Here is a 24,014-nt window from a genome sequence, read left to right as displayed (position 1 = left end):
CCTCTTACTCAAAACGAGAGATACTATTGATGGAAACCTGATCCGCAGGGACGTGTTCATGCCCAGCAAAAGGACGCACCCGAACTTTTTCGATCTTCTTGACGACATCCATGCCATCGATGACCTGACCAAAGACGCAGTATCCGTAATTGGACTCATCCACATAATCGAGATCAGGATTATCCACTGTATTGATAAAAAACTGGGAAGTAGCGCTATGGGGATCCGCAGTACGGGCCATGGCAATGGTGCCTTCAAGATTTTTGAGTCCATTATGGGCTTCGTTGGGAATTGGAGGATGCGTAGGCTTTTCCCGCATCATATTGTCCAGTCCACCGCCTTGAATCATAAATCCTCGGATGACGCGGTGAAACAATGTGCCCACGTAAAAATCTTCATCCACGTAGCGCAAAAAATTGGCAACCGTCTGCGGCGCCTTGTCCGCAAAGAGTTCTACCAAAAACTCTCCTTTGGTGGTATCCACCAACACAATAGGATTACTCATATCTTTTCTTCTCCTTGATGATATCGAAACATCCCAAAATCATTGCCCGCGCCCCTTGGCATATCCAGTCTTGAAATCCTGGACCGCCTCGTGCGTGGTCCGCACCGCCTTGCCGGTCCATTCTCCCATGGCGGCGCAGCCCGCCACCAGCATTACGAGCACGATGCCGACGAGGATTTGGTGGTATCGCATGATTCTTCCTCCTGTACCCCGGGACGCTGCACGTTTTCCACGTGCCCGTCGTCGCGCGGTTCCACATGGATGACTGTCTGGGTTCCGGGCAACCGCCGCTCAATGGACGCCTCCAGTTGCGAGCACAAGGCGTGAGATTCCTGCACACTCATATGCCCGGGAACGAGCAGGTGAAAGTCCACAAAACGCTGGCGTCCTGCCCGCCGCGTGCGCAAGGCGTGGTAGTCCACGTCGGCATCCCGCAGCACGTCGTCAAGGGCCTGAAGTTCATCGTCGTCGAGCCCGGCGTCCAGCAGGCCGTGGATGGAACGCACCAAAATGTCCCCGCCGGTCCAGGCGATATGCGCTGCAAGCAGCCAGGCGACGACAGGATCCACCATCCACCACTCTGGACGCACCCTCATGACGGCCAGGGCCACGAAAAGCCCCGCCGAAGACGCCACATCCGTGAACAGATGACGGGCATCGGCCTCCAAGGCCAGCGAGCGGTGGCGCCGGCCTGCACGCAAAAGCATCCACCCTACGACGCCGTTGATTCCTGCAGCCAGGAGCACACACCCCATGCCGAGGTCCAGGGAAGTGAGGGGCACCGGTTGCTGCACCCGCTCGAAGGCCGCCAGGGCGATGCCGCCTGCGGCAGCGAGCACGAGCAGTCCTTCCACGCCGCTGACCAAAAATTCCAATTTCCCATGGCCGTAGGCGTGAGTGCGGTCCGCCGGCTTGCGCGCCCCGCGCAAAGCAAAGAGCAGAAGCATTGCAGCGGCGAGGTTGACCGTGGATTCCAGGGCATCGGCAAGAAGTCCCACCGAGGCAGTCCCCAAATACCCCGCCACCTTGATCCCCATGGTCGCCAACGCCGCCGCCATGGACACGAAGGCGTACCGATCCAGCACCACCAGCATAAATTCTCCTTGCGTTGACAAAACCCACACCCCCCGGCATGCACGCGAGCCATCGGTGCTCACGGCGGCAGATGAGTGTGACCGAGAGCGCCGCGTTTTTCAACTCCGGAAATCTCCCACTCCGGAAATCTCCCACTATGTGCGCAAAAATAGCCTCATCCCGAAAAGAATCCCTCCTCGCCGCGGCCAAAGTCCTTTTTGGCATGCACGGATATGCGGAAACCACCTTCAAAAAGATCGCCCAAGAGGCCGGCGTAGCCCTGGGACTGCTCACGCATTATTTCGGCACCAAAGAACGCCTGTTCTTGGCCGCAGGCCTCGACGTGCTCCACGATCTCATCCGCACCGAGGAAGCCGCCCTGGCGCAGGCCCAAACCGGGCTGGAAGCGGTACGCATCTTTGCAGAGACCTACTTTGCCTTTGCCACAGACCCGGACCGCCATTTCCTCATCCTCATCCGCTGTTCGCCGTTTAGCGATCTCAAAGGGATGGCGGAGCGGGAAGTCATGGAGCGCGATTTCCACAAACTCTACCTTCTCCTGGAAGAGGCCTTGGCCAAAGGCGTGGCTGACGGCAGCATCAGGCCGGTGGATCCCCTCCGCACCAGCCGGGTCATTTTCTGTAACCTGGTGGGCGGGGTGCGCCACCATTTGCTCACCCCCTATGCCACTGCCACCCTGCTGAACGATCTCGTCGATTTCGTCATCAACGGTATCGCCGCGCCCACGCCATGACCACCGCCGCCCTCCTTGCCGCCCTGGAACAAGGATGCCTCTATGGCATCATGGCCCTCGGGGTGTACATCACCTTCCGCGTCTTGGATTTTCCGGATCTCACCGTGGACGGCAGTCTGCCGCTGGGCGCGGCGGTGGCAGCGGTGGCCATCAGCTCCGGGATCGACCCCTACAGCGCCATGGTCCTGGCCGGTGCGGCAGGATTCATGGCCGGCGCCTGCACCGCCCTGCTCCACACCCGCCTCGGGATCTTGGGCCTGCTCGCCTCCATCCTCACCATGATCGCCCTCTACTCCGTCAATATCCGCATCATGGACGGCCCCAACCGCACCCTTTTGGGCCAGCCCACGTTTCTCGACGATCTCGAAACCCTGGGCCTTCCCCTCTATCAGGTGACCCCGTGGGCCATGGCCGCCCTGGTGCTGGTCATCGCCTGTGGACTCATTTGGTTCCTGCGCACCGAATACGGCCAAGCCATGCTGGCCACCGGCGACAATCCGGCCATGATCCGCGCTTTGGGGGTGAACACCGACCGGGTGCTCCTTATGGGCGTTGGCCTCTCCAATGCCTTGGTGGCCCTGTGCGGCGCCGTAGTGGCCCAAAATCAAGGCTCGGCGGATGTCACCATGGGGGTGGGGACCATCGTCGCCGGGCTGGCATCGGTCATCCTCGGCGAGACCGTCGTCGGCGCCGCTACAGTCTCCCGCGCCTGCATCGCGGTGATCATCGGCTCCATCCTCTACCGCATCGCCATTGCCCTGGCGCTCAGCATCCACATCGGGCCATGGTCGCTTTCCCCCAGCGATCTCAACCTGGTCACCGCCATCTTGGTCGTGCTGGCCATGACCTCCCCCCGGCTGACCCGGAGGCGCTCGTCGTGATCTCCATACGTGGCATTCAAAAATGGTTTCACCGGGGCACCCCGCAGGAAGTCCATGCTCTGCGGGGCGTAGACCTCGAAGTGGCGCCCGGAGACTTCATCACCATCATCGGCTCCAACGGCGCGGGCAAATCCACCATGCTCTCCTGCATAGCCGGGGCGCTTAGCATCGACGCCGGCAGCATCCATTTTCACGACACCGACGTCACCTCCTGGCCCGAGTACCGCCGCGCCGGACTGGTGGCCCGGGTCTTCCAAGACCCCCTGCGCGGCACCTTTGGCGGCGGCACCATTGCCCAGAACCTGGCACTGGCCCTGCGCCGGGGAGCGCCGCGCGGTCTTCGACCCGGCGTGCGCCGCCACGAGCTGGCCTTCTTTCAGGAACGCCTGGCCACGCTGGGCCTCGGCTTGGAACACCGCCTGCACGACCGCGTGGCGCTGCTGTCCGGCGGCCAGCGCCAAGCCCTCACCATGGTCATGGCCACCCTGCGCCGGCCGGAGCTTCTGCTGCTCGACGAGCATACCGCAGCCCTGGATCCCAAGACCGCGGCGCATATCCTGGAGCTTACCGAGCGCACTGTGGCGGAGCACGGCATCACCACCCTCATGGTCACCCACAACATGGCCCACGCCATCGCCCTGGGAAACCGCCTCGTGATGATGCACCACGGCCGCATCGTGCTGGAGACCCGCGGCGCGGAAAAGGCCGCGCTCACCGTCACCGCCCTCCTCGACCGCTTCCACGACCTCAATGCCGCTTCGGACCGGATGATCCTCAGCTAAGCCGCCCCGACGCCGAGCCCCAACCGTCCGTGCCCAGGAGAAATTGAGACACGTACTTGCCGTGCGGAAACCCAGCCGTTCCGCACATCCCGCCCTTGCCCTGAGGTCCGCTCCTTCGTAGAGCGTCTGGCATGCGCTCCCTACTCCGTTTGGCCGTCCTCCTGGTTGTCTGCTTGAGCGGCATCGGCTGCTCCGAAGGTGAAGACGCGCGTTTCGTGGATTGGAACAAACGCGCCCCCATGGCCCTGCCGCGCCAGGAACCAGCCATCACCTACGCCTATCTTCCCCAGTACACCCATGCGGTGTCCTTCGAACGCCACCGCCGAATCCTCGAATACTTGCGGCAAGCCACGGGGCTGCCTTTCCGCCAGGTCTTCCGCTCCACCTTTGCCGAGCACATGGCCATGGTGGAGCGCGGAGACATCGACATCTCCTTCACCAACCCCTTTGTGTACGTCCTCCTCCACCACCGCGCCGGGGCGCAGGTTTTTGCCCGAGCCGTGGAAGAGGAAGGCGGCGCGGACTTTCAGGGCCAGATCATCGTCCGCGCGGACAACGCTGCCGTCACCACCCTGGACGACTGTCGGGGCAAGACCTGGATCGCAGTAGAGCCCACCTCTGCCGGCGGCTACCTCTTCCCCTTGGCCCTGTTCCACGAACACGGCATCACCCTCGACCAATTCGCCCGCGTGGAGTTCGCCCGCGGCGTCGGCGGCAAGCAGGAGCAGGTGGTGCTCGCCGTGCTTTCCGGCGCCTACGACATCGGCACCATCCGCAAAGGCACCCTGAACATCGTCGCCCGGCGCTACGATACCTCCGCCATTCGAGTGTTGGCGGAAACGCCCCCCTATCCGGGATGGCTTTTCTGCGCCCGCAAAGATCTTGCCCCAGAGGTCGTGGACCAAGTCGCCCGGGCCCTGGTCGCTCTGCGTCTCCCCGACGACGCAGACATCCTGACGCCCGCAGGGCTCACAGCCATCATCCCCGCCACCCACGCCGACTACCGTCCCATCGAAAAACTCATGCACACACTCGGGATGGAAACGCTCCCATGAAGGGACTCCTCAGCCGACTCTCCTTCGAGACCAAACTCAATCTCGGCATCACCGCCATCATCGCCACCATGGCCCTGGCCCTGCTGCCTTTTGTGGCGAGCATCACCAAGGACGCCCTCTTGGAGGAACACCGCAAACGCGGCGTGGACACCGCGGTTGCCCTGGCTGCCCGCGCCGTGGACCCGCTGCTCGCCCTCGACTTTTTACGCCTGCAGGAGTTGGTGGCCGAACCTCAGGACGTGACCTACATCTTCGTCCAAGACCGGGCCGGCCGCGTCCTCGCCCACTCCTTCGGCCCCGATTTTCCCGTGGATCTTGCGGCCGCCAACCATGCCACCCCACAGAAGCCCATCCACATCCAACTCATCGATAACGGCATGGAGCGCATCGACGACATCGCCGCCCTGATCCGCGTGCACGACGAGCCCATCGGTACCGTGCGGCTGGGACTTTCCCGACGCACCGCCTCCGAGATCCTCGATCACCTCGTGGCCACCCTCATGATCATCTTCCTCACCGGCCTTACCTTGGCCTCCGCCGCCGGGACCCTCTTTGCCCGCACCATCACCTCCCGCTTGGATCGTCTCCAATCCCGGGCCGAAGCCTTGCGGCAACGCCATCTATCCGAGCCTTCCCCCGCGCATCCCAAGCCACCCGGACATGGGGACGAAATCAGCGCCCTGGAGCACGCCTTTTCCGCCATGGCCCACGAACTTGACCACCGGATGAACGAGCTCCTCCAAACCCAGCGCCGCCTGGAAGAACAGACCCGCCTGCTCTCCACGGTGCTCGACGCCAACCCGGACCGCATCTGTCTACGCGACACCCGCATGATCTACCACGCCGCCAACGAAGCCTTCTGCCAGGCCGTCGGGGTTGCCAAGAAGGACATCCCCGGCTGCACCGATTTCGACCTCTTTGCCGAAGACGAGGCCGAACGCCGCCACCTGGAAGGCCGGGACGTGCTCACCAGCGGCCAGCGCATGGAACGTCAAGAGCAGGAAACGACCTCCCAGGATGCACGCTGGTTCCACGTCATCCAAATCCCTGTGCGCGGGTCGCAAGGCCGCATCCTCGGCCTGCTCCGCATGGAGCGGGATATCACGGCCATGAAAGACTATGAACGCCAACTCATCCAGTCCCAAAAAATCGAATCCCTGGGCAAGCTCGCCGGCGGCGTGGCCCACGAGATCAACACCCCGCTGGGCATCATCCTCGGCACCACCCAACTGCTCCTCGACGACGTGCCCGCAGACTCCTCCATAGCGGAAGACCTGCGCACCATCGAGCGCCACACCAAGGCCTGCCGCAAGATCGTGGCCGATCTCCTGGAGTTCTCCCATGCCTCCACCTCGGAAAAGGTGGAGATGTGCTTCAACAATTCCGTCATGGAAGCGATCTCCCTGGTGCGCCACACCTTTTCCCTGGACCAGGTGACCATCGCCACAGACCTGGACGACTCCTTTCCCATCATCTACGGGGACCCCGAAGAGCTCAAGCAAGTGTGGGTCAATCTCCTCACCAATGCCCGAGACGCCCTCCCCAAAGGGGGCATCATCGCCGTGCGCACCACCTTGCTGCGTGCGGAGAGCTGCGTGCGCCTGGAAGTGGCGGACACGGGCATCGGCATCGACGCCGCAAGCCTCTCCAAGGTGTTTGACCCATTCTTCACCACCAAGCCCGTGGGACAAGGCACGGGTCTGGGGCTCTCGGTGAGCTATAGCATCATCGAAAAACATCGAGGGCACATCCAGGTACACAGCCCGGTACCCGAGACCTTTGCCTGGCCTGTGCCTGTGGACGGACCGCATCGCGGCCCCGGCACCCTGTTTACCGTAACCATCCCCCTTGATCATGCTTCCCTGGAGGACGACCATGGCCCATATCCTCGCCCTTGATGACGTCTCGGACGCCGCGGTCTTGATCCGCCGCATCCTGGAGCGGCGCGGCCACACCGTCAAAGCCATGACTGATGAAGACGACGCCATTCGCTACGTGAAAACTCAGCCCGTGGACATGGTCATTTTGGATATGAAGCTCAAACGCATGAGCGGTGTGGACGTGCTGCGCAAAATGAAAGCCTTCCGCCCCGCGCTCAAAGCCATTATGCTGACCGGCTATCCAACGCTGGACACAGCGCACGCCGCGCTGCGGCTGGGGGCCAGCGCGTATTGCGTCAAACCCATCGACAAGACGGAACTGGAAGACACCGTAGCGCGAGTCCTGGCCGAACCCCAGGCGTGAAGATACTAGCCTTTCCCCGCGCCCTGAGCTACACGGCCCTTCCCGGGAGGACATCGTGAACGACACCATCCAAGGCATCATCAAACAATTCGTGGACGCCACGGCCAGCGTGCTCGGCACCATGGCCAATACTCCGGTCACCCCCAAGGCCCCCTACGTCAAAAAAGACTCCGTAGCCCAAGGCGACATCACCGGGGTCATTGGCTTTTCCAACCCCAAAGGCAAAAGCAAAGGGACCATGTCCATCACCTTCACCAAGCAGGCGGCCTTGGGGATCATCGGCGGTATGCTCTTTGAAGAGCTCACCGAGATCACGCCGGAAGTGGAAGACGCCGTGGGCGAGCTCACCAACATGATCTCGGGGCAAGCACGCAAGGGGCTGGTGGAACTGGGGCTTGTCTTCGAAGGCGCCATCCCCTCGGTGGTCACGGGCCAGGGGCACACTATCCGCCACGTGTCCACCAATGCCATCCTGGCCATCCCCTTTGACACTCCCCATGGCCCCATCATGGTGGAAGTGTGCTTTAGCTGAATCCTGGCCACGATGGCGAACGTCACCTTGGATCGGCGCCTCGACACGGCGCCGTATGCCGCTATTTTCTCTCTGACCTGGCCCCAGGCCCTGATGATGGTGTTCCACTTCCTCATCGGCTTTGCCGATGTGTGGGTGGCAGGCCGGTTGGGCCGCGAAGTTCAAGCCGCCGTGGGGTTCATGACCCAGGCCATGTTTTTCTTTCTCGTGGTGGCAGTGGCCGTGGCCAACGGCAGCGTGGCGGCGGTAAGCCAAAGCGCCGGGGCCGGGCTCACCCGCCGCGTGCAGCGTTTTGCAGGACTGGGAATCGGCCTGGCCATGGGGCTCGGCGCCATAATGCTCGCAGCGGGACAGGCGCTGGATCGGGTATTTTTACGCCTGCTCCAGCTTCCTCCGGCGGTCTTTCCCGTGGCTGCGGACCTGCTGCACATCTTTCTCCTCATCCTCCCCGGCTACTACCTCTTGACCGTCAGCAACGCTCTGTTTCGCGCCAGCAAAGACGTCATCACGCCCCTATGGGGCATGATGCTCGTGACCGCCATCAACGCCCTGGGGGATTTTGGACTCGGCCTGGGGTGGTGGGGGCTCCCCCGCCTGGGGCACCTTGGGCTCGCCTGGTCCACCTTTGGCTCCATCCTCTGCGGCACGCTCTTCAATGTCGCCATGCTGGTGCGCCGGGGCACGCTGACCCGCCGCAGCTTTCCCACGCTGCGCTGGTCCCGCCGCGCCCTGCCCTATCTGGTGGCCGTGGCCTGGCCTGCGGGGCTCATGCAGATTGTTTGGCACTCGGCCTATATGGTGCTTTTCGCCCTGGTGGCGAGCCTGCCCCGCGACAGTGTTGCCGCCATGGCGGGTATGAGCGCCGGCATGCGCGTGGAGTCGTTCTTGTTCCTCCCTGGGTTTTCCTTCAATTTCACCGCTTCGATCCTCATCGGCCACCTCCTCGGGCAAGGCCGGGTGGAGGACGCCCGACGCATGGGGCTGCGCATCATGAAGCTCGGGGTCTTCGCCATCTCGGTCCTCACCCTGCTGCTGTGGCTGGTAATCGAGCCCATCGTGGCCTTCATCGCGCCAGATCCCACCGCAGCGCCCCATGCCATTTCCTACCTCGCCTACAACATGGCCGGAACACCGCCCATGCTGGCGGCCCTGATCTTGAGCGGCGCCTTCGTGGGCGCAGGGGCTACTTTGTACCAAGCCCTGATCTTCGGCGGCGCAGCCTGGCTCGTGCGCCTTCCCCTGGCCTATTTCCTCGGCCACCGCCTTCTTGGCAGCGCCGAGGGCGTCTGGATGGCCATGCTCGTCTCCATCCTCGTCCAATGCGCCGCCATGTTCTGGTTCTACCTCAAGACTCCGTGGTGGCGGTTCACCTTGCGCAAAGAGCGGCGCCCGCGCCCGCTTTAGTTGACGCTTCAGGCCGCGCTCTTTACAACCCACCAAATTTTCCAACTCCAACCAGTGGAAGACTTGCCATGCCTACGTGCCCTTCCCCCACCTCCACCCAGCGCGCCCTACGCGTGGAAAAAATCGGCGGCACCACCATGTCCCGATTTGCCGAGGTCATCGACAACGTCATCCTCCGCAATCCCGAGGACATCTATGGCCGTATCTATGTGGTTTCGGCCTACGGCGGCGTCACCAACAGGCTTTTGGAACACAAAAAGACCGGAGATCCCGGAGTTTATACCCTTTTCAAAAACCAGGGCAACTACATCCGGGCCCTGCTCGATCTGCGGGACCATCTCTGCGAGATCAACGCCTCCTTTGCGCCCATTGGTCTCGATCTCCAGGTGGCCGACGAATTCATCGCCGATCACATCGACCTCACCATCAATATCCTGCGCAGCATGGAAAACGTGCTCGCCTCGGGCTATGTCTCCCGCACCGAGCTCCTCCTCGCGGCGCGCGAACTGCTCGCCTCCATCGGCGAGATGCACAGCGCCTTCAATTCCACCAACATCCTGCAAAACCGCGGCTATGATGCCACTTTCGTGGATTTGAGCGGCTGGGAAGACAGCCGTCAGCTCACCATCGACGAACGCATCCACGAAAGTTTTCAAAATATCGATCCGTTCCGCACCATTTGCTTTGCCACCGGCTATACCAAAGGCACGGAAGGCATCATGCGCGAGTTCGACCGCGGCTACTCCGAAGTGACCTTCTCCAAGGTGGCGGTCATCCTCGGGGCGTCCGAGGCGGTCATCCACAAAGAATACCATCTGTGTTCCGGGGATCCGCTCATCATCGGCCTCGACAAGATCCGCCCCGTATGCAACACCAACTTCGACGTAGCCGACCAACTGGCCGATGTGGGCATGGAGGCCATCCATCCCAAGGCATCGAAACCTCTGGAAATCCGCAACATTCCCATCCGCGTGAAAAACGCCTTTGATCCGGATCACGCCGGAACGCTCATCACCAAGGACTTCATCGCCCCGCGCTCCAAGGTGGAGATCGTCACAGGCTCAGCCAAGGTGACGTGCATCGAAATCCACGACACGCGCATGGTGGGCGAAGTGGGCTTCGACCTGCGTATCATGCAGGTCCTCGCCGAACACGGAGTATCGTTCATCTGCAAGGCCACCAACGCCAACACCATCGACGTCATCATCAACGACCGGGACTGCCGAGAGACCCTCCTGACCGACCTGCGCTCCCGCTTCGAGCAGGTGCAGGCCATCCCTGTAGCCATCGTCTGCGCCATCGGCTCCAACATCGCCCAACCCGGCATCCTCGCCAAAGCCGCCAACGCCCTGGCCGAGCGAGGCATCAACATCCTGGCCATATCGCAAACCGTGCGCCAGACCAATATGCAGTTCGTGGTGGAGCGGGAACATTTCGCCACTGCCCAGCAGGCCCTGCATGACTCTCTGTGCATGTAGGGAAGCACGCGCTCGTCGATACCAATGCGGCCCGCATCCTTCACACGGAAGATGCGGGCCGCGGTGCATCCGATCACAATGCGCCGTTCATCCGATTCCTTCCACGGCCAACGCCGCGTGAAATACAGGGTCCGCCGTGCCCACGAAGGCAAGCACTCCTTCGGATGCAGGCAAGGCCGCCTGCTCCTCAATCCATCCCCATAAAGCACCGGCCACCGCATCGAATTCGGCGTACGACGCGGTGATACGCACACTCAAGGCACGTGCGGCCAAGGCCAGCGGTAAAGACGCATCCACCCCCGCCACGTGGTACTCAGCCACCATGCGGGAAAGCCGTTCCAAGAGTCCGCTCATCCCCGCCATATCCAAGTCCGGGGCCACCAAGCACACCGCACCGTTTTCCAACACCCCCATGCGGTCGTAATTGCGGAGCCGCCCCCGCACCGATGCCCACACCCCGCCGGCAAACCACTCGGTCCACGCCTTGCCATAGCTTATCTGCAGGCCCGAAAACGCCGGAATGCCAAGCACCGCCAACGACAGCCAGCCGCTTCGACGGCCCACCCGGTTGACCTCCTCGGCCATGAAGGAGCGGAGTTCCTGGGCGGAAAGCAGTCCACCGCGATCGCCATGGAGGTGGGCAATCCGCCGCAGGGCCACGATTTCCCGCGCCAGCCGCAGCTTCCAGGCGATCTCCGGCGAAGACCAGCAGCCCACGAGATAGTCGTCGGCCCCGCACTCCGCCGCTGCCACGAGTTCCTCACGGTCCGCCTCCCGGCCCAAGAGCAGCACGAATCGGGACATCTCTGCGGAGCGTCGCTCCCACGAGCGAATCATGGAGCATACCGTGGCGCCCTCCACGTCCAGCCCATGCCAGGCCACCCAAACGGCATCATACGGCTCGTCCTGAACGCGCATAAATCCCAGCAACCCTTCCCGCACCCGGTCCACAGAAGCCCCGTGGGCAGTGAGTAGAGGCAAAAGGTATGCACACGCCGCATCGTCCGGCTCCACGAGCAGGACCCGAAAGGGGAGGCCAAGGGCTTGTGTCATGAAGACTCCCGTAGCCTACACCCAGCAGGCTTGTCCACGCGCCGCCCTTTGCCCTGGAGCGCCATTTGCGCTATGCGTGTATTCATGAAGTTCACCTCGTTTCGCGACCTCCCCCGCCATCCCCGGGTGCGCCTGCTCTTGGCTCAGCGGGAGGCCAAGGGAAAACACGCCCGCGCCGCGGTCTCCGAAGAAGACCTCTTCCACCAGGCCATGCGCGGCGTCACCCCGCTATCCCAAAGCGGTCCCCGAGTGCCCAAAAGTCCGCCGCCTGTCCCCAAAGAACGACGCCGCAAGGCCTTCGCCGACCTGTTGGCGGAGAACACCGACTTTGATATCGAGCTCTCCCACGAATATCTCCACGGCAAGGTGCATGACCTGGACCCGCGTATCTTCCAGCAGCTCCGCTCCGGCCAGATGAGCATCGAGGCCCACCTGGATCTGCACGGCATGAACCGCCGCCAGGCCAAGCTCGCTGTGGCCGATTTTTTACGATCCTGCTTTCTCCAGGGCATGCGCTGCGTACTTCTGGTGCCGGGGCGGGGCAAGAATTCCGAGGGCGGCACCAGCGTGCTGCGCGAGGAGCTCTCCCTGTGGCTCACCCAAGCCCCACTCAAGCGCATCGTGCTCTGCTTTGCCACGGCCCAGCCGCGCCACGGCGGCGCCGGCGCCGTATACGTGCTCTTGCGGCAGCTGCGCAAAGGTAAAGGCAAGATCATCTGGGACGAACTGCTCCTGGACGTGGACGGCTAGCCCCGTCCCTGCTGTTTTCTCAAATCCCAGCACGGGCAAAGGCGGCCGCCACCAAGGCCTGGGCCTCTTCCTGCAGACGCGCCAGGTGCGCTTCCCCCTCAAAGCTCTCGGCATAGATCTTATAGACATCTTCCGTGCCCGAGGGTCGGGCCGCAAACCAGCCGCTGGCGGTCACCACCTTGAGCCCGCCGATGGAAGCACCATTGCCCGGAGCATGGGTGAGCACCGCCTCGATGGGCTCGCCCGCCAGTTCCCGGGCCTGCACATCCTCGGGCCGCAAGCGCATCAAGGCCTCTTTTTGGGCGCGGGATGCCGGGGCGTCCATGCGGCGGTAGCAGGCCGATCCATGGCGGGCTTCCAGACTCCGGTAGGCATCCCCCGGATCCACGCCGGTAACCGCACGCATCTCCGCCGCCAAAAGCCCCAAGATGATGCCGTCCTTGTCCGTGGACCACGGGGTGCCGTCCATGGCCAAAAACGAAGCCCCAGCGCTCTCTTCTCCGCCAAAGCAGAGATCTCCGGCCAAAAGCCCGTCCACGAACCATTTGAACCCCACCGGGGTTTCATACGCGCTGCGACCATGGAATGCGGCCACCCGGTCCACCATGGCACTGGTCACCAAGGTCTTGCCGATGCGCGCCCCCTGAGGCCATCCGGGACGATGGGCCAAAAGATAGTCCACGGCCACGGCAAGATAATGGTTGGGATTCATGAGCCCGTGCCCCTGAGTGACGATGCCGTGCCGATCCGCATCCGGGTCATTGGCGAGCCCCAAGGCAAAGCGGTCCTTCAAACTCACCAGCGGGGTCATGGCCGCAGGAGACGAACAGTCCATGCGGATCTTGCCGTCCTTGTCCACCGCCATGAACATGAAGGTGGGATCGATGATGCGCGAGACCAACTGGAGATCCAGGCCATACGCATCAGCGATCCGTTCCCAGTAGGCGAGGCTGCTGCCCCCCAGAGGATCCACCCCCACACAGATCCCCGCCTCCCGGATCCGGTCCATGGCCACCACGGAGCGCAGCCCCTCCACGTACGGGGTGATGAAATCAAACGGCCGACACCACGAAGACTTCAGGGCGCGCGCCCACGGCAGACGGCGGATGGCTTCCGGCTGGGTCAGCAGCACATTGGCCCGGGCCTCGATGGCCTTGGTGACCTCGGTGCCCGCCGGCCCTCCGTGGGGCGGGTTGTATTTGATGCCCCCGTCCTCCGGCGGATTGTGGGACGGAGTGATCACGATGCCGTCGGCTTGGTCGCTGTGGGTGCGATTGTAGGCCAGGATGGTGTGGGAAACCACCGGGGTCGGGGTATACCCCATCCCTTCCTGGTAGCGGCACGCCACCGCATTGCCGGCCAGGACCTCGAGGGTCGTCACCAGCGCCGGTTCGGAGAGGGCATGGGTGTCCATGCCTACAAAAAGGGGGCCACGCGTGCCTTGACTTTGACGATACTCACAGATGGCCTGAACAATGGCCGCCACGTGCCGATCGGTGAAGGAGCCACGGGCCGCGCTGCCCCGATGCCCGGAGGTGCCAAAGGCCACCCGCTGGGCGGGATCGGCCGGATCCGGCGTCGTGGTATAATACTGCGTCACGAGGCGAGGGATATTGATACGGTACGATTCGGGTGGCCTTTGGCCTGCCAAGGGATGCATGAGTCCTCCTCCTTAACGGATGCGGAAATTCTGCCGCATGTCGTAAAAAAACATCATTGCATTGCAGATGGTTGCGACGCGATATCGCTCCCCGCCGAACCATCATGGACTTCGTTGTCCAGGGCAGACAAGCCGGGAGGAACGTCCCGACCGGCACGGGTAAAAATGGTCCGCATGGAGGCTGCCACATTGGGGTTTTCCTGCGCCAGGTGTGGAGCCGCCTGCAAGGCATCTTCCAAGGCGCTTGCCGCATCCGCAAACGCCCCGCCTTCAGCATAGGCCAAGGCCATGTTGTAGAGCACCACCGGATGACCGGGCTCCACCGCCAAGGCGCGGCGGTATTCCGCCACCGCCTCCCGCCAGCGGCCTTGACGACGCAAGGCCAAACCCAACAGGTTGAAGGTCTCCACATCGGCGCTGGAGAGCTCCCTGCCTTTGGCATCCAAGGCTTGGCGGGAATAGCGAATGGCCAAGCCGGGATTGTGGGACATGCACGCCTCGGCGATCTTGGCCGAAAGCCGCGAAAGATGCTCCGCCGCCTCGCGCCTGGCGGTCTGCATGGCCTGCTCGAAATAGCCCTCCGCCGCCGTCGGGTCACCGACTTCCATCTCCAAGGCCCCCATTTCGAGGAGCCGCTGGGTATTGAGGGGACTGATCTCATGCAGCCGCTTGAGGGCTTCCAGTTGCTTGGACTTGTCTCCCGCCTCTTCGTACAGGCTGGACAGGCGCTTGAGCGGCTGGATGTAGAGCTTGGCCACTTCCGAGGCCTTGAGATACATCTCCTCCGCCTTGGAGGTCAGCCCCATGCCCTTGTAGGCATCGCCCATGAGCATGTAGGCCACGGCGCTCTCCGGCTTGAGCTGGAGCACCACCGAGGCGATGCGCATGGCTTCTTCGTAGGAGCCCATTTCCAGGCTGCGCCGGGCCCGGTCGATGTAGCGGCCCATCTGCCCCTGGGGGGCGATGGTGAACGCCATCTTCTCAATCACCGAAGCCACGGAGATAGGCTTGGTGATGATATTGTGCGCTCCATATTCAATGAGCAGCGCCGCGCTCCCCTGGTCGATCTCCGTGGTGAGGACAATGATGGCCGCCTCCCCGCAAATCTGCCCGATACTGCCCAGAAGTGGGGCCAAGGACTGACCGGAGAGCATACGCTCCAAAAACACCAACACCCGATTGTGGGCCTCCTCGCGCAGGTCGGTCAAAAAGGTCTCCACACTGCGATGGTGGCGCAAAATCTGCCGCGGGGCCTGCACCATGTCCAATGCCCGGCGCAGCACATCGGCAAAGATGGCGTCCGTGCTCAACAAGAAGACCACACCGCCGGTCCGGGCAAAGGAACGCACCGTGTTGGCGTAAAGTTCGGCTTTATCCAGCTTGGTGTCGTTCATCTCCGGTCCCTCCCCAAAGCGCGTTCCGCCCACCGGTCCCCAGGGAAGATAGCACCCTTGATTTGCCCCGGCCTCTCGAGTAGGCATGCGCTTCCGCGCCCCCATAGCTCAGGTGGAGAGAGCACGGGATTCCTAATCCCGGTTTGCCCAGGTTCGAATCCTGGTGGGGGCGCCATTGCTTACTTCGTCTCTCCGCCCAGGGCCTCCACCACTGCCCGGACCCGCTCCAATTCGCTACACAAATCCTGAAGCAAAGCCAGACACTTGCGGCCATCACCACGCCGCGCCGCCAGCTCGACCATCTCCGCCCGCAAGGCCATAGTGGAGGCCCGCACGTTCCCGGCCATGCCCCGCAAGGACCACGCCTTCTCCGTAGCCGCGGCAAAGTCTTCCCGGGAAACCGCCAGGGCCAGTTCGTCGATGCGCGCTGCCGCCTCGTGCACGAAATCCTGCACGATATCCCGCAAGGTGGTGCGGTCCTGATCCAGTTGCTGCAAGAGCGCTTCCACGTCGAGTACGGACTCTCGGGTGCGCTCCCCCCGCTCCCCGCCGACGACCGGCACCACAGCGTCCAGCACCCGAGCAAATTCCACCACATCGATGGGAAGGGTCAAAGCAGCGGCGCATTCCGGCGGCACAGCGCCGGGGTGGGAGCGCACCAGCACCACGGGCACATCCCGCCCGCTTTGGCGCAGCGCCCGCAGCGAGGCATCCACTTCCGGGCCGCCCTCTTCCTCCACCCAAAAGACAATGCCCGGGCGCTCCTGGGCAAGGCGCAGCACCGCCGCATTCCAAGAATCCACAGTCTGAAAAGAGAATTCCGCCTGAGTGAGCAAGAGTTCGAGCTGTCGGGCCGCAGCCCCTCGCGCCACCACCAGTGCTCCCCGCCGCCATTTACGGGCCTCGGCCACGGTATGGCGCGTAATGAGCATCGGACTCTGGTGCACAGCGGCGCTGCCGAGCACCAGTTCCAGGGCCTCGCGCAGGCTATCGCGGTCCATGGGCTTGACGAAGTAGCCGTCAAAGCCGGCGTCATGCATACGCTGGGCATCACCGGGCCGGGAAGCCGAGGCCAGGCGCACCAAACGCATCCCCTCCCACGCGGAGTCCCGACGAATACTTCGAGCCAGGTCCTCGGCAGGCATGTCTTCCGGATCGTCCACCACCACCACATGAAAACTCTGCCCCGCTTCCCGGGCGCGATGCAAAGACTGCACCGCCTCTTTGCCCGAGGCCACCTCTTCCAGGGTGCATCCCCACAAATACGCATACTCCCGCAACACCTGCCGCCAAGACTCTTCTTGATCCACCACCAGGATCCGTCTGCCGGCGATAGACACCGGAGCAGGGAGATCCGGCGATCCGGACTGCGGGAGTCCGAGAGGAATATCCCAAGAGACATCAAAGCCTTGTGGATGTTCGACCACCGCAGCCACGATATGCGCCTCCTGCGCCTTGTGCGCGGTGGAGGCGTCGGCAAAGGGGCTCATATCGTCCAGCCCCCGCACTTCGCCGCGCACCTCCAAGGTCACACGGACCATGACCTCTTCGCCTTGAGCGTGCATCAGCCGCACCACACAACGCATCTGGCCCCGTCGCAGCCCCCCCACGATCCGCTGGGCAATCGATCCAATCATGCGGCGCAAAAGCCCCGGATATCCCCGCACCAGGCCAGGAACAGCCTCGTCGATGGCCACCGAGCACCCGGTCTCCGACAGGCGCGCCCCCTGCAGGTGGCACAATTGCATGATGTCATCCACCACCAGGCGCAGGTCGAAGGTCTGCGCCGCCCCAAGGCGGGAGCGCGGCGAGAGGTCCGTTTCATCCAGCAAGGCGCTGAGCACCGAACGGATGGCTTCTGCGGAGCGCCGGGCGGTGAGCACATACTCCACCTGGGCCGCTCCAAGCCCCGAGTCCTGCAGCAAATCGAGCATGGCCACGAGTGCTGCCATGTTGGTTTGCAAATGCCGCTCCACCTTTTCGCGAATGCGCACCAAACGATTCTGCACTGCATCGCGTTCGGCACATGCCCGGGCCAATTCTTCGTGCAACCGCTGCTGGCTTTCCTGTGTCATGGTGTTCTCCCCTGACCGCTGCGTCGCTGGTGATGTCCCCCGCCGAAAACCATACCAGACACTCACGCAATACCATACGTCTTGAGTTTTCGATACAAATACGTGCGCTCAAGCCCAATGGCTTCCGCCATGTGGGTCATGTTCGTCCCGAACCGCGCATAGGCGGTACGCAGGTACTGCTCTTCGAAGCGAGCGCGCGCCTCCTTGAAGGGAAGAGACAGCACGTCTTCTCCTGCCGCCGCGCCGTACCCCTGGCGATACTCGGGCGGGAGCATAGCCTTGGTGATGGTTTGGCCGGGGTACAGGATGCAGAGCCGCTCCACCATATTTTTGAGCTCCCGCACATTGCCCGGCCATCCATAGGCCATCAAGGCCTCCACCGCATCAGGCGCAAAGGCGATGGCTCCCCCACGCTGGCGCCCCAAGACTTCGACAAAATGGGCGAGGAGCAAGGCAATGTCTTCGACACGTTGACGCAACGGCGCAAGCGAAAGCGGAAAGACATTGAGCCGATAAAACAAGTCGCTCCGAAAGCGCCCCTGCGCCATCTCCTCCCGTAAGTCCTTGTTGGTGGCCGCGATGACACGCACGTCCACCTCCAACGTCTTGGAACCGCCCACACGCTCCAGGCGTCGCTCCTGAAGCACCCGCAACACTTTGGCCTGCGTCTTGAGGCTCATGTCACCAATTTCGTCCAGGAACAAGGTCCCTTTGTCCGCCAGCTCGAACTTGCCGCGCCGCGCCTTGTCCGCCCCGGTAAAGGCCCCCTTTTCGTGCCCGAAGAGCTCGGACTCGATGAGCTCTTCAGGAATGGCGGCGCAATTGACGCACACCATGGGCCGCTGACTGCGGGGGCTCAAGGCGTGGATGCTCCGCGCCGCCACTTCCTTGCCGGTGCCGTTTTCTCCGCAAAGGAGCACCGTGGCATCGGTAGGGGCCACCTGCGCGATGAGCGTCCGCAGCTCCACCATGGCCGGGGAAACACCGATGAGCTGCGGCTCCTCTTCCCGAAAACGCCGCAGTTCCCGGTTTTCCCGCTTGAGCCGCGCCACCTCCAAGGCTTTGGCCGCGGCCATGAGCACGGCATCCAAAGACAGCGGCTTCTCGATGAAATCAAACGCCCCCATCTTCATGGCGCGCACCGCGCTCTCCACATTGCCATGGCCCGAGATGACCACCACCGGCGCATCACACCCTTTGGCCTTGAGGGCGGCCAGGGTCTCCATGCCATCCATGCCCGGCATCCAGATATCGAGAAAGATGAGATCCACGTCCTCGGCCAAGGCCGTGGCGAGCCCCTCTTCGCCCGAGGCGGCCTCCAGGACGCCGTGCCCCTCGTCCTCGAGGATCCCCCGCAAGGACAAACGGACATCGGCTTCGTCGTCGATGATGAGAATCGTAGTGTTCATGCCCTGCCACCTGCACGCCGCGCTACGGGAAGCTCCACGGTGAAAATCGTCCCCCGGGGCCGGGCCGGCCGCACCGAAACGCGGCCATGGTGCTCGGTCACCAAGGATTTGACAATGGCCAGCCCCAAGCCCGTTCCTCCGCGTTTGGTGGAATAATACGGCTCGAACACCCGTTCCTGCTCACCGGGATCGATCCCAGGGCCGTTGTCCGCCACGTCCACGCATACCCGCTGCCGGGCCGCATAGATACGCACCTGGACCCGAGGGTCTTCGATTTCGGACAGGGCCTCCGCCGCATTGAGCACCAGATTGAAGAATACCCGGCGCAAGGCTTCGGGGTCCCCCAAAATGGGACGCACCGGGGCAGCCACACATTCCCAACCGATATGCGGATGGCTGCCCCGAAACACCTCCACGGTTTCCTGCACGACAGGGGGAAGGTCCATTTCCTGGATCTGGATCTCCGGCAACTTGGCGAAGGCGGAAAACTCCGTCACCATGGCCTGCAAGGCCTCCACCTGACGCACGATAAGGCCCGTGCACTGGGAAAACACCTCGGGATCATCCACCTCAAAACCGAACTTCCGCTCCAAACGCTGGGCCGAAAGTTTGATGGGGGTCAGGGGATTCTTGATTTCGTGGGCAATGCGCCGGGCCACTTCCTTCCAGGCGTCGAGGCGCTGCATCTTTTCCAGCTCCGAAATGTCCTCAAACACCACCACTACCCCGCCGTCACCGCCTTGAGCATCCATGATGGAGACCGCGGTAACCAAAAGCCGCAGCGGCCCCACCGGAGTTTGGACTTGCATGCGCCGCTGCCACTGCGACCCCAAGGAGCCGCGCAGCACCCGTCGGGCCTCCTCGATGGCGCCACGCTGTTCTTCCCCCAAAACCTCGAGCACCGACACCCCGCGCGCGCTTTCGGCGTCCCGCCCGAGGATGCGCTCCGCCGCAGGATTCAGTGTCACCACCCGTCCCTGGCTATCCAAGGAAAGCACCCCGGCAGTCACGTTGTCGAGGATGGCCTGGATGTAGCGGTTTTGCGCTTCCAGGGCCATGTATTGCCGGGCGAGCTGCTCATTGGCGGCGCTCACCCGGGCGTGGCTCGCCTCCAGGTCTTCCGCCATGCGGTTGAAGGAATGCACCAAAAGCCCGAGCTCATCCCGGGAATCGTCCTGGATGCGCACCGAGAGATCTCCCTGAGCGATGCGCTCCGTGGCCTGGGCCAAGGCCTGGACCGGAGCGGAGATCTCCCGCGCCAGGCGGAAGCCGAACCAGAGCGCCCCCAGAAGGACCAAAAGGCTCATGAGGGCAAGGACGAGATACAGGGTGATCTTCAACGGATACTTCAAGTTTTGCAACTGCCGATACTCCCCCACCCCTTGGCCCACTTGGTCCAAGCGGGCCATGAGCCCCGGCTCCACGCTGATGCCCAGCACCAAAAATCCGTCCCGACCGCCGGGGCGGGCCCACACCCCGCCGAGCACATCGGCGTGCTTTCCTCGCTTGGTCCCCACCCACAGACGTCCCGGCTCCAGCTCCGCCCACGGCACTTCCGGCTCCAACTCCGCCCAGCGCTTGCCCCATTCCGGGGCGGCAATCCACACCTGACGAAAGCGGTCCGGGCCCAGGATTCCGCACAGCGAAAGCCCATACTCCTCGCGTTTGCGCGCAAGCCATTCCTCCAGGGCCTGGCCCTCGCGGCGATGATTCTGGAGGTCTTGGGCCAGGAAGGCGGCCTGACGCTCCAATTGGGCGCGCATCTGGGAGTAGGCGGTCTGGCCCACGCTCAAGGCCTGCTCCATGGAGGTCTCCACCTGAGCCCGAAACCAATAGTCAATGGAAGTCTGCACAAAGCGCACGGACAAAAGGAACATGACCAGCGTGGGGACAAAGGAGAGGAGCATGAATACCCCCACCAGCTTGGCCCGGAGCCCAGAACCCAGGACTCGGCGGCGGCGCTCGAGAAGCAGCTTCACCACATTGCGGCCCACGACGAAGAGGACCACAATGAGGAGGATCAGATTGATATTGAAGAGGGCGAGAAAGAGATACGAATTGACCCCAAGAAAACGCAATTCCGCCCAGGTGAGGGCCACCACCAGGACAACGGCGGCAACCACCAAGGCCATCTCACGCCGCCGCTTGCTGCGCTCTTTGGAATCGAGACGCGATATTCGATGCGGACGACGGAATACGGCTGCCATAGGGATCAATAGTCGAAGGTCAGATCATAGCGCACGCGCGGGACCAAGTCCCAATCCAGAAAAAAGAGCGGGACCGTCAGCCACACCGGCATGTCCGAACGCACCACCCGAAAATCCACCTGAACGGTGTACTGCTGCTGGCGCAAGGAAGGATCGAAGGGGCCGAGCAAGAGATTCCGATGGCGCCACAGGCGCGGCAAGGCGCGCGCCAGTTCCCCACAGGCGAAGGCATGCGTCTGGTCGGCCTCGGTCATCACACACTCCTGGCGCACGGGATCGGCCTGCACGCGGGCCCGGTATTGGGCCCTGCCCACTTCCTGCCCCCACAGCCCCAGGCGCGTGCGACTGGCGGTGGCGTCCACCCGGATTTCCACGGCTTCCCCACGCTGCAAGAGGGTCAAAAGCGGCGCGGCCTCCACCACCTCCACATCAAATCCGAGGTGGAGTCCCTGGGCGTCTGCGGACACCCCAAGGTTCCGCAGTTCCAAGGGGGCAGCAACGGCTCCCATACAGGAGAACACACTCAGCGATGCGAGCAAGGCCACGATCAAAGGCATAGGGGAGGCTGCCTCGGGAAGAAGAGTTTCTTTTTGGGCCAAGGCCATGTATGGGCCAGGACCGGCACCCCAAGGTGATATGCCATGGTCTCTCTTTTGACAACCAAAGGCGAGGAGCGGAGTTCCCATGCGTTTCGACGAACATGCAAGCAAAGTCCTTCTGGAGCAGGTCGGCGTCCCCGTGCCTCCCGGTCTGCTCGCCCCAGAGCACGGTCCACTCACCGCCCCTTTTTCCTTGCCGTGGGTGCTCAAGGCCCAAGTCCTCACCGGCGGCCGCGGCAAGGCGGGCGGCGTGCGCATCGTCCAGAGCATGGAAGAGGCCGAAGCGGCGCGGAGCGCCATCCTGGGGCGCACCATCGGCGGCAAAAAGCCCACGGCCATCCGGGTGGAACCGTGCCTCAAGGTGGAACGGGAGATGTACCTCTCGCTCACAGTGCACCGGGCAAGCGCCCGGCTTCTCGCCACCGCGGGGCGCCACGGGGGGATCGAGGTGGAGTCCGCCCCCAAGGACTCCCTGCGCGTCGAACCTTTTTCCGCGGCCTTGGGGCTGGAAGAATACCAAATCCGCAACCTCTTTTTCCATCTGGACCTTCCCATAGCGCTGCTGCGCCCCTTTGCGGACCTCGTACGCGCCCTGGCCCGCCTCTTTCTCGAAGAACGGCTGCTGGTGCTGGAGATCAACCCTCTGGCCGTCACGGCCGAAGGAAAACTCGTCGCCCTGGACGCCAAGGTCGAAGCCGACGACCACCGCGTGATCCAATCCCCCCGGCTTGCAGCCCTCGTGGATCCCCGTCACGACGACCCCCTGGAGGTCCGGGCCAGACAAGCGGGTCTCAGCTTTCATACGCTCCAAGGCCGGATAGGGATGATGGTCAACGGCGCCGGCCTTGCCATGGCCACCATGGACATCCTCCACGCCCACGGTCTGCCGGCGGCCAATTTTCTCGATCTCGGAGGCGGGGCGGACGCCGCCGCCATGCGTCAGGCGCTGGATCTGCTCCTGGAAGACCCGAAGGTGGAGGCCGTCTGCGTCAACATCTTCGGCGGCATCCTCTCGTGCGCGGAGGTGGCCAAGGCCCTGGTGGGCGCGGTGGCAAGCAATCCTCCCGCCAAACCCGTGGTGGTGCGGCTTTCGGGAAACCGCGCCGAAGAGGGACTGCGCCTCCTGGATACCGCCCGCATCGCCAACGTCCACCCGGTAGAGACCTTGGACGCGGCCATGGAAAAGCTCCACACCCTCACCGGGGTCCGCGCTCCGGCCCACGCACATACGGATATACCGCCGGCCCCGACGCGACGCACACCACCTGCATCCCCCGCGCCCTTTCCCCTGGGCGCCGGCACCCGAGTGCTCGTCCAAGGCATCACCGGCAAACAGGGCCAACTCCACACCCGACTCATGCAGGAATACGGCACGCAGGTGGTGGCTGGGGTGACGCCGGGCAAAGGCGGGACCACCGTTCTCGGCGTGCCGGTATACCATACCGTGGAAGCGGCCTGCGCCCGGCATGCCATCGACGCCTCCATCCTCTTCGTGCCCGCGCCCCTGGCCCCGGACGCCATACTCGAGGCCGCGGCCTGCGGCATCCCCTGGATCGTATGCATCACCGACGGCATCCCCCAGCAGGACATGCTGCGCGTGCTGGAAAAAACCCGCTCCCTGGGCTGCCGCATCATCGGGCCCAATTGCCCCGGACTCATCGTCCCTGGGGGCACCAAGATCGGCATCATGCCCGCCTCCATCTTCAGCCCCGGCCCCATCGCCGTGCTCTCACGCAGCGGCACCCTCACCTACGAGACCGTGGCCCGACTCTCCGCCGCGGGGTTGGGGCAAAAGGTCTGCATCGGCGTGGGCGGTGACCCCTTCGTGGGCTCCAGCTTTACCGACCTCGCCCCGCTTGTGGTGGCGGACCCGGACGTGCAGGCCCTCGTGGTCCTTGGCGAAATCGGCGGCAGCGCCGAAGAAGAACTGGGAGAATTCCTGAAGAAGGTCGGCATTGGCATTCCCCTGGTGGGTTTTGTCGCCGGCCGGACCGCACCCCGGGGCAAGCGTCTGGGACACGCCGGCGCCATCCTCGAAGACACCGACCCTGGCCCGGAAGCGAAGATCCTTCGTATGCAACAGCGGGGCTACACCATGGCTCCCACCCTGGACCACATCCCCCAGCTGGTCGCCAGCCTGCTTACCGCCCCTTGACCC

At 63.4% G+C, this 24,014-nt stretch carries 21 protein-coding genes and 1 tRNA gene; 12 read left to right on the top strand and 10 right to left on the bottom strand.

Annotated elements, in window-relative coordinates; all coding sequences use genetic code 11:
- Positions 1-4: 4 nt before the first annotated feature.
- From BR00_RS08290 to BR00_RS08280, 3 genes are read right to left on the bottom strand one after another with little or no spacing between them, the layout of a single operon-like run.
- Positions 5-505, bottom strand: a complete 501-nt coding sequence (locus BR00_RS08290; protein ID WP_496477121.1) for a peptidylprolyl isomerase — start codon at positions 503-505, stop codon at positions 5-7.
- Between the two features lie 39 nt (positions 506-544).
- Positions 545-697: a hypothetical protein gene (locus BR00_RS08285; RefSeq protein WP_496477120.1), complete on the bottom strand. Its 153-nt coding sequence runs from the start codon at positions 695-697 to the stop codon at positions 545-547.
- A complete protein-coding gene (locus BR00_RS08280; protein ID WP_496477119.1) occupies positions 658-1,599 on the bottom strand; it encodes a cation diffusion facilitator family transporter in 942 nt (313 codons plus the stop codon). Before BR00_RS08280 ends, BR00_RS08285 begins: the two co-directional genes overlap by 40 nt.
- A gap of 137 nt (positions 1,600-1,736) precedes the next feature.
- Here BR00_RS08280 and BR00_RS08275 point away from each other — a divergent pair, with 137 nt between their 5' ends.
- The 9 genes from BR00_RS08275 to BR00_RS08235 all read left to right on the top strand — a co-directional run bounded on the left by BR00_RS08275 (position 1,737) and on the right by BR00_RS08235 (position 10,709).
- Complete coding sequence (locus BR00_RS08275; protein ID WP_496477118.1) at positions 1,737-2,333, top strand: TetR/AcrR family transcriptional regulator; 597 nt, start codon at positions 1,737-1,739, stop codon at positions 2,331-2,333.
- Positions 2,330-3,214, top strand: a complete 885-nt coding sequence (locus BR00_RS08270; protein WP_496477117.1) for an ABC transporter permease — start codon at positions 2,330-2,332, stop codon at positions 3,212-3,214. Before BR00_RS08275 ends, BR00_RS08270 begins: the two co-directional genes overlap by 4 nt.
- Complete coding sequence (locus BR00_RS08265; RefSeq protein ID WP_496477116.1) at positions 3,211-3,996, top strand: ABC transporter ATP-binding protein; 786 nt, start codon at positions 3,211-3,213, stop codon at positions 3,994-3,996. The genes BR00_RS08270 and BR00_RS08265 overlap by 4 nt, the downstream gene beginning before the upstream one ends.
- A 131-nt stretch (positions 3,997-4,127) precedes the next feature.
- Positions 4,128-5,051, top strand: a complete 924-nt coding sequence (locus tag BR00_RS08260) for a phosphate/phosphite/phosphonate ABC transporter substrate-binding protein (RefSeq protein ID WP_496477115.1) — start codon at positions 4,128-4,130, stop codon at positions 5,049-5,051.
- Positions 5,048-6,949, top strand: coding sequence for an ATP-binding protein (locus BR00_RS08255; RefSeq protein ID WP_496477114.1), 1,902 nt, complete (start codon positions 5,048-5,050; stop codon positions 6,947-6,949). Before BR00_RS08260 ends, BR00_RS08255 begins: the two co-directional genes overlap by 4 nt.
- A complete protein-coding gene (locus tag BR00_RS08250) occupies positions 6,927-7,295 on the top strand; it encodes a response regulator (protein WP_496477113.1) in 369 nt (122 codons plus the stop codon). The genes BR00_RS08255 and BR00_RS08250 overlap by 23 nt, the downstream gene beginning before the upstream one ends.
- A gap of 55 nt (positions 7,296-7,350) precedes the next feature.
- Positions 7,351-7,827: a chemotaxis protein CheX gene (locus BR00_RS08245; protein ID WP_496477112.1), complete on the top strand. Its 477-nt coding sequence runs from the start codon at positions 7,351-7,353 to the stop codon at positions 7,825-7,827.
- A gap of 12 nt (positions 7,828-7,839) precedes the next feature.
- Positions 7,840-9,231, top strand: coding sequence for an MATE family efflux transporter (locus BR00_RS08240; protein WP_496477111.1), 1,392 nt, complete (start codon positions 7,840-7,842; stop codon positions 9,229-9,231).
- Positions 9,232-9,299: 68 nt separating this feature from the next.
- Positions 9,300-10,709, top strand: a complete 1,410-nt coding sequence (locus BR00_RS08235; protein WP_496477110.1) for an aspartate kinase — start codon at positions 9,300-9,302, stop codon at positions 10,707-10,709.
- 87 nt (positions 10,710-10,796) lie between these two features.
- Here BR00_RS08235 and BR00_RS08230 read toward each other — a convergent pair whose 3' ends face one another.
- On the bottom strand, positions 10,797-11,762 hold the full coding sequence (locus tag BR00_RS08230; protein ID WP_496477109.1) for a response regulator transcription factor: 966 nt from the start codon (positions 11,760-11,762) through the stop codon (positions 10,797-10,799).
- Between the two features lie 72 nt (positions 11,763-11,834).
- Here BR00_RS08230 and BR00_RS08225 point away from each other — a divergent pair, with 72 nt between their 5' ends.
- The gene (locus BR00_RS08225; RefSeq protein ID WP_496477108.1) at positions 11,835-12,512 is read left to right on the top strand and encodes a Smr/MutS family protein; all 678 of its coding nucleotides are present in this window, start codon (positions 11,835-11,837) and stop codon (positions 12,510-12,512) included.
- A gap of 19 nt (positions 12,513-12,531) precedes the next feature.
- Here the strand turns inward: BR00_RS08225 and pgm are convergent, their stop codons facing one another.
- Positions 12,532-14,172, bottom strand: a complete 1,641-nt coding sequence (gene pgm / locus BR00_RS08220; RefSeq protein WP_496477107.1) for a phosphoglucomutase (alpha-D-glucose-1,6-bisphosphate-dependent) — start codon at positions 14,170-14,172, stop codon at positions 12,532-12,534.
- Between the two features lie 53 nt (positions 14,173-14,225).
- On the bottom strand, positions 14,226-15,566 hold the full coding sequence (locus tag BR00_RS08215) for a tetratricopeptide repeat protein (RefSeq protein ID WP_496477106.1): 1,341 nt from the start codon (positions 15,564-15,566) through the stop codon (positions 14,226-14,228).
- 97 nt (positions 15,567-15,663) lie between these two features.
- Between BR00_RS08215 and BR00_RS08210 the strand changes: the two genes are divergently transcribed.
- Positions 15,664-15,741, top strand: a tRNA-Arg gene (locus BR00_RS08210).
- Positions 15,742-15,745: 4 nt separating this feature from the next.
- Here BR00_RS08210 and BR00_RS08205 read toward each other — a convergent pair.
- The 4 genes from BR00_RS08205 to BR00_RS08190 form a co-directional block, all read right to left on the bottom strand.
- Positions 15,746-17,641: an Hpt domain-containing response regulator gene (locus tag BR00_RS08205; protein ID WP_496477105.1), complete on the bottom strand. Its 1,896-nt coding sequence runs from the start codon at positions 17,639-17,641 to the stop codon at positions 15,746-15,748.
- A 62-nt stretch (positions 17,642-17,703) separates the two neighbouring features.
- A complete protein-coding gene (locus BR00_RS08200; protein ID WP_496477104.1) occupies positions 17,704-19,050 on the bottom strand; it encodes a sigma-54-dependent transcriptional regulator in 1,347 nt (448 codons plus the stop codon).
- Positions 19,047-21,182 (bottom strand): sensor histidine kinase, encoded by a 2,136-nt coding sequence (locus tag BR00_RS08195; protein WP_496477103.1) that lies wholly within the window; start codon positions 21,180-21,182, stop codon positions 19,047-19,049. The genes BR00_RS08200 and BR00_RS08195 overlap by 4 nt, the downstream gene beginning before the upstream one ends.
- 80 nt (positions 21,183-21,262) lie before the next feature.
- Positions 21,263-21,814, bottom strand: a complete 552-nt coding sequence (locus BR00_RS08190) for a DUF4390 domain-containing protein (RefSeq protein ID WP_496477102.1) — start codon at positions 21,812-21,814, stop codon at positions 21,263-21,265.
- Positions 21,815-21,941: 127 nt separating this feature from the next.
- Between BR00_RS08190 and sucD the strand changes: the two genes are divergently transcribed.
- Entirely contained in the window at positions 21,942-24,011 is a 2,070-nt protein-coding gene (gene sucD, locus BR00_RS08185) for a succinate--CoA ligase subunit alpha (protein ID WP_496477101.1), read from the top strand.
- Positions 24,012-24,014 lie beyond the last annotated feature (3 nt).

It is taken from the genome of Thermodesulfomicrobium thermophilum DSM 16697, assembly GCF_059568695.1.
Note: the sequence above shows the minus strand (reverse complement) of the source record. Positions and strands in the feature narration are given on the sequence as shown.

What these genes read in the sequence shown, in the direction of transcription:
- BR00_RS08290 (WP_496477121.1), bottom strand. Translation starts at nt 505, where the DNA reads ATGAGTAATCCTATTGTGTTGGTGGATACCACCAAAGGAGAGTTTTTG.
- BR00_RS08285 (WP_496477120.1), bottom strand. Translation starts at nt 697, where the DNA reads ATGCGATACCACCAAATCCTCGTCGGCATCGTGCTCGTAATGCTGGTG.
- BR00_RS08280 (WP_496477119.1), bottom strand. Translation starts at nt 1,599, where the DNA reads ATGCTGGTGGTGCTGGATCGGTACGCCTTCGTGTCCATGGCGGCGGCG.
- BR00_RS08275 (WP_496477118.1), top strand. Translation starts at nt 1,737, where the DNA reads ATGTGCGCAAAAATAGCCTCATCCCGAAAAGAATCCCTCCTCGCCGCG.
- BR00_RS08270 (WP_496477117.1), top strand. Translation starts at nt 2,330, where the DNA reads ATGACCACCGCCGCCCTCCTTGCCGCCCTGGAACAAGGATGCCTCTAT.
- BR00_RS08260 (WP_496477115.1), top strand. Translation starts at nt 4,128, where the DNA reads ATGCGCTCCCTACTCCGTTTGGCCGTCCTCCTGGTTGTCTGCTTGAGC.
- BR00_RS08255 (WP_496477114.1), top strand. Translation starts at nt 5,048, where the DNA reads ATGAAGGGACTCCTCAGCCGACTCTCCTTCGAGACCAAACTCAATCTC.
- BR00_RS08250 (WP_496477113.1), top strand. Translation starts at nt 6,927, where the DNA reads ATGGCCCATATCCTCGCCCTTGATGACGTCTCGGACGCCGCGGTCTTG.
- BR00_RS08240 (WP_496477111.1), top strand. Translation starts at nt 7,840, where the DNA reads ATGGCGAACGTCACCTTGGATCGGCGCCTCGACACGGCGCCGTATGCC.
- BR00_RS08235 (WP_496477110.1), top strand. Translation starts at nt 9,300, where the DNA reads ATGCCTACGTGCCCTTCCCCCACCTCCACCCAGCGCGCCCTACGCGTG.
- BR00_RS08230 (WP_496477109.1), bottom strand. Translation starts at nt 11,762, where the DNA reads ATGACACAAGCCCTTGGCCTCCCCTTTCGGGTCCTGCTCGTGGAGCCG.
- BR00_RS08225 (WP_496477108.1), top strand. Translation starts at nt 11,835, where the DNA reads ATGCGTGTATTCATGAAGTTCACCTCGTTTCGCGACCTCCCCCGCCAT.
- pgm (WP_496477107.1), bottom strand. Translation starts at nt 14,172, where the DNA reads ATGCATCCCTTGGCAGGCCAAAGGCCACCCGAATCGTACCGTATCAAT.
- BR00_RS08215 (WP_496477106.1), bottom strand. Translation starts at nt 15,566, where the DNA reads ATGAACGACACCAAGCTGGATAAAGCCGAACTTTACGCCAACACGGTG.
- BR00_RS08205 (WP_496477105.1), bottom strand. Translation starts at nt 17,641, where the DNA reads ATGACACAGGAAAGCCAGCAGCGGTTGCACGAAGAATTGGCCCGGGCA.
- BR00_RS08200 (WP_496477104.1), bottom strand. Translation starts at nt 19,050, where the DNA reads ATGAACACTACGATTCTCATCATCGACGACGAAGCCGATGTCCGTTTG.
- BR00_RS08195 (WP_496477103.1), bottom strand. Translation starts at nt 21,182, where the DNA reads ATGGCCTTGGTGGTTGCCGCCGTTGTCCTGGTGGTGGCCCTCACCTGG.
- BR00_RS08190 (WP_496477102.1), bottom strand. Translation starts at nt 21,814, where the DNA reads ATGCCTTTGATCGTGGCCTTGCTCGCATCGCTGAGTGTGTTCTCCTGT.
- sucD (WP_496477101.1), top strand. Translation starts at nt 21,942, where the DNA reads ATGCGTTTCGACGAACATGCAAGCAAAGTCCTTCTGGAGCAGGTCGGC.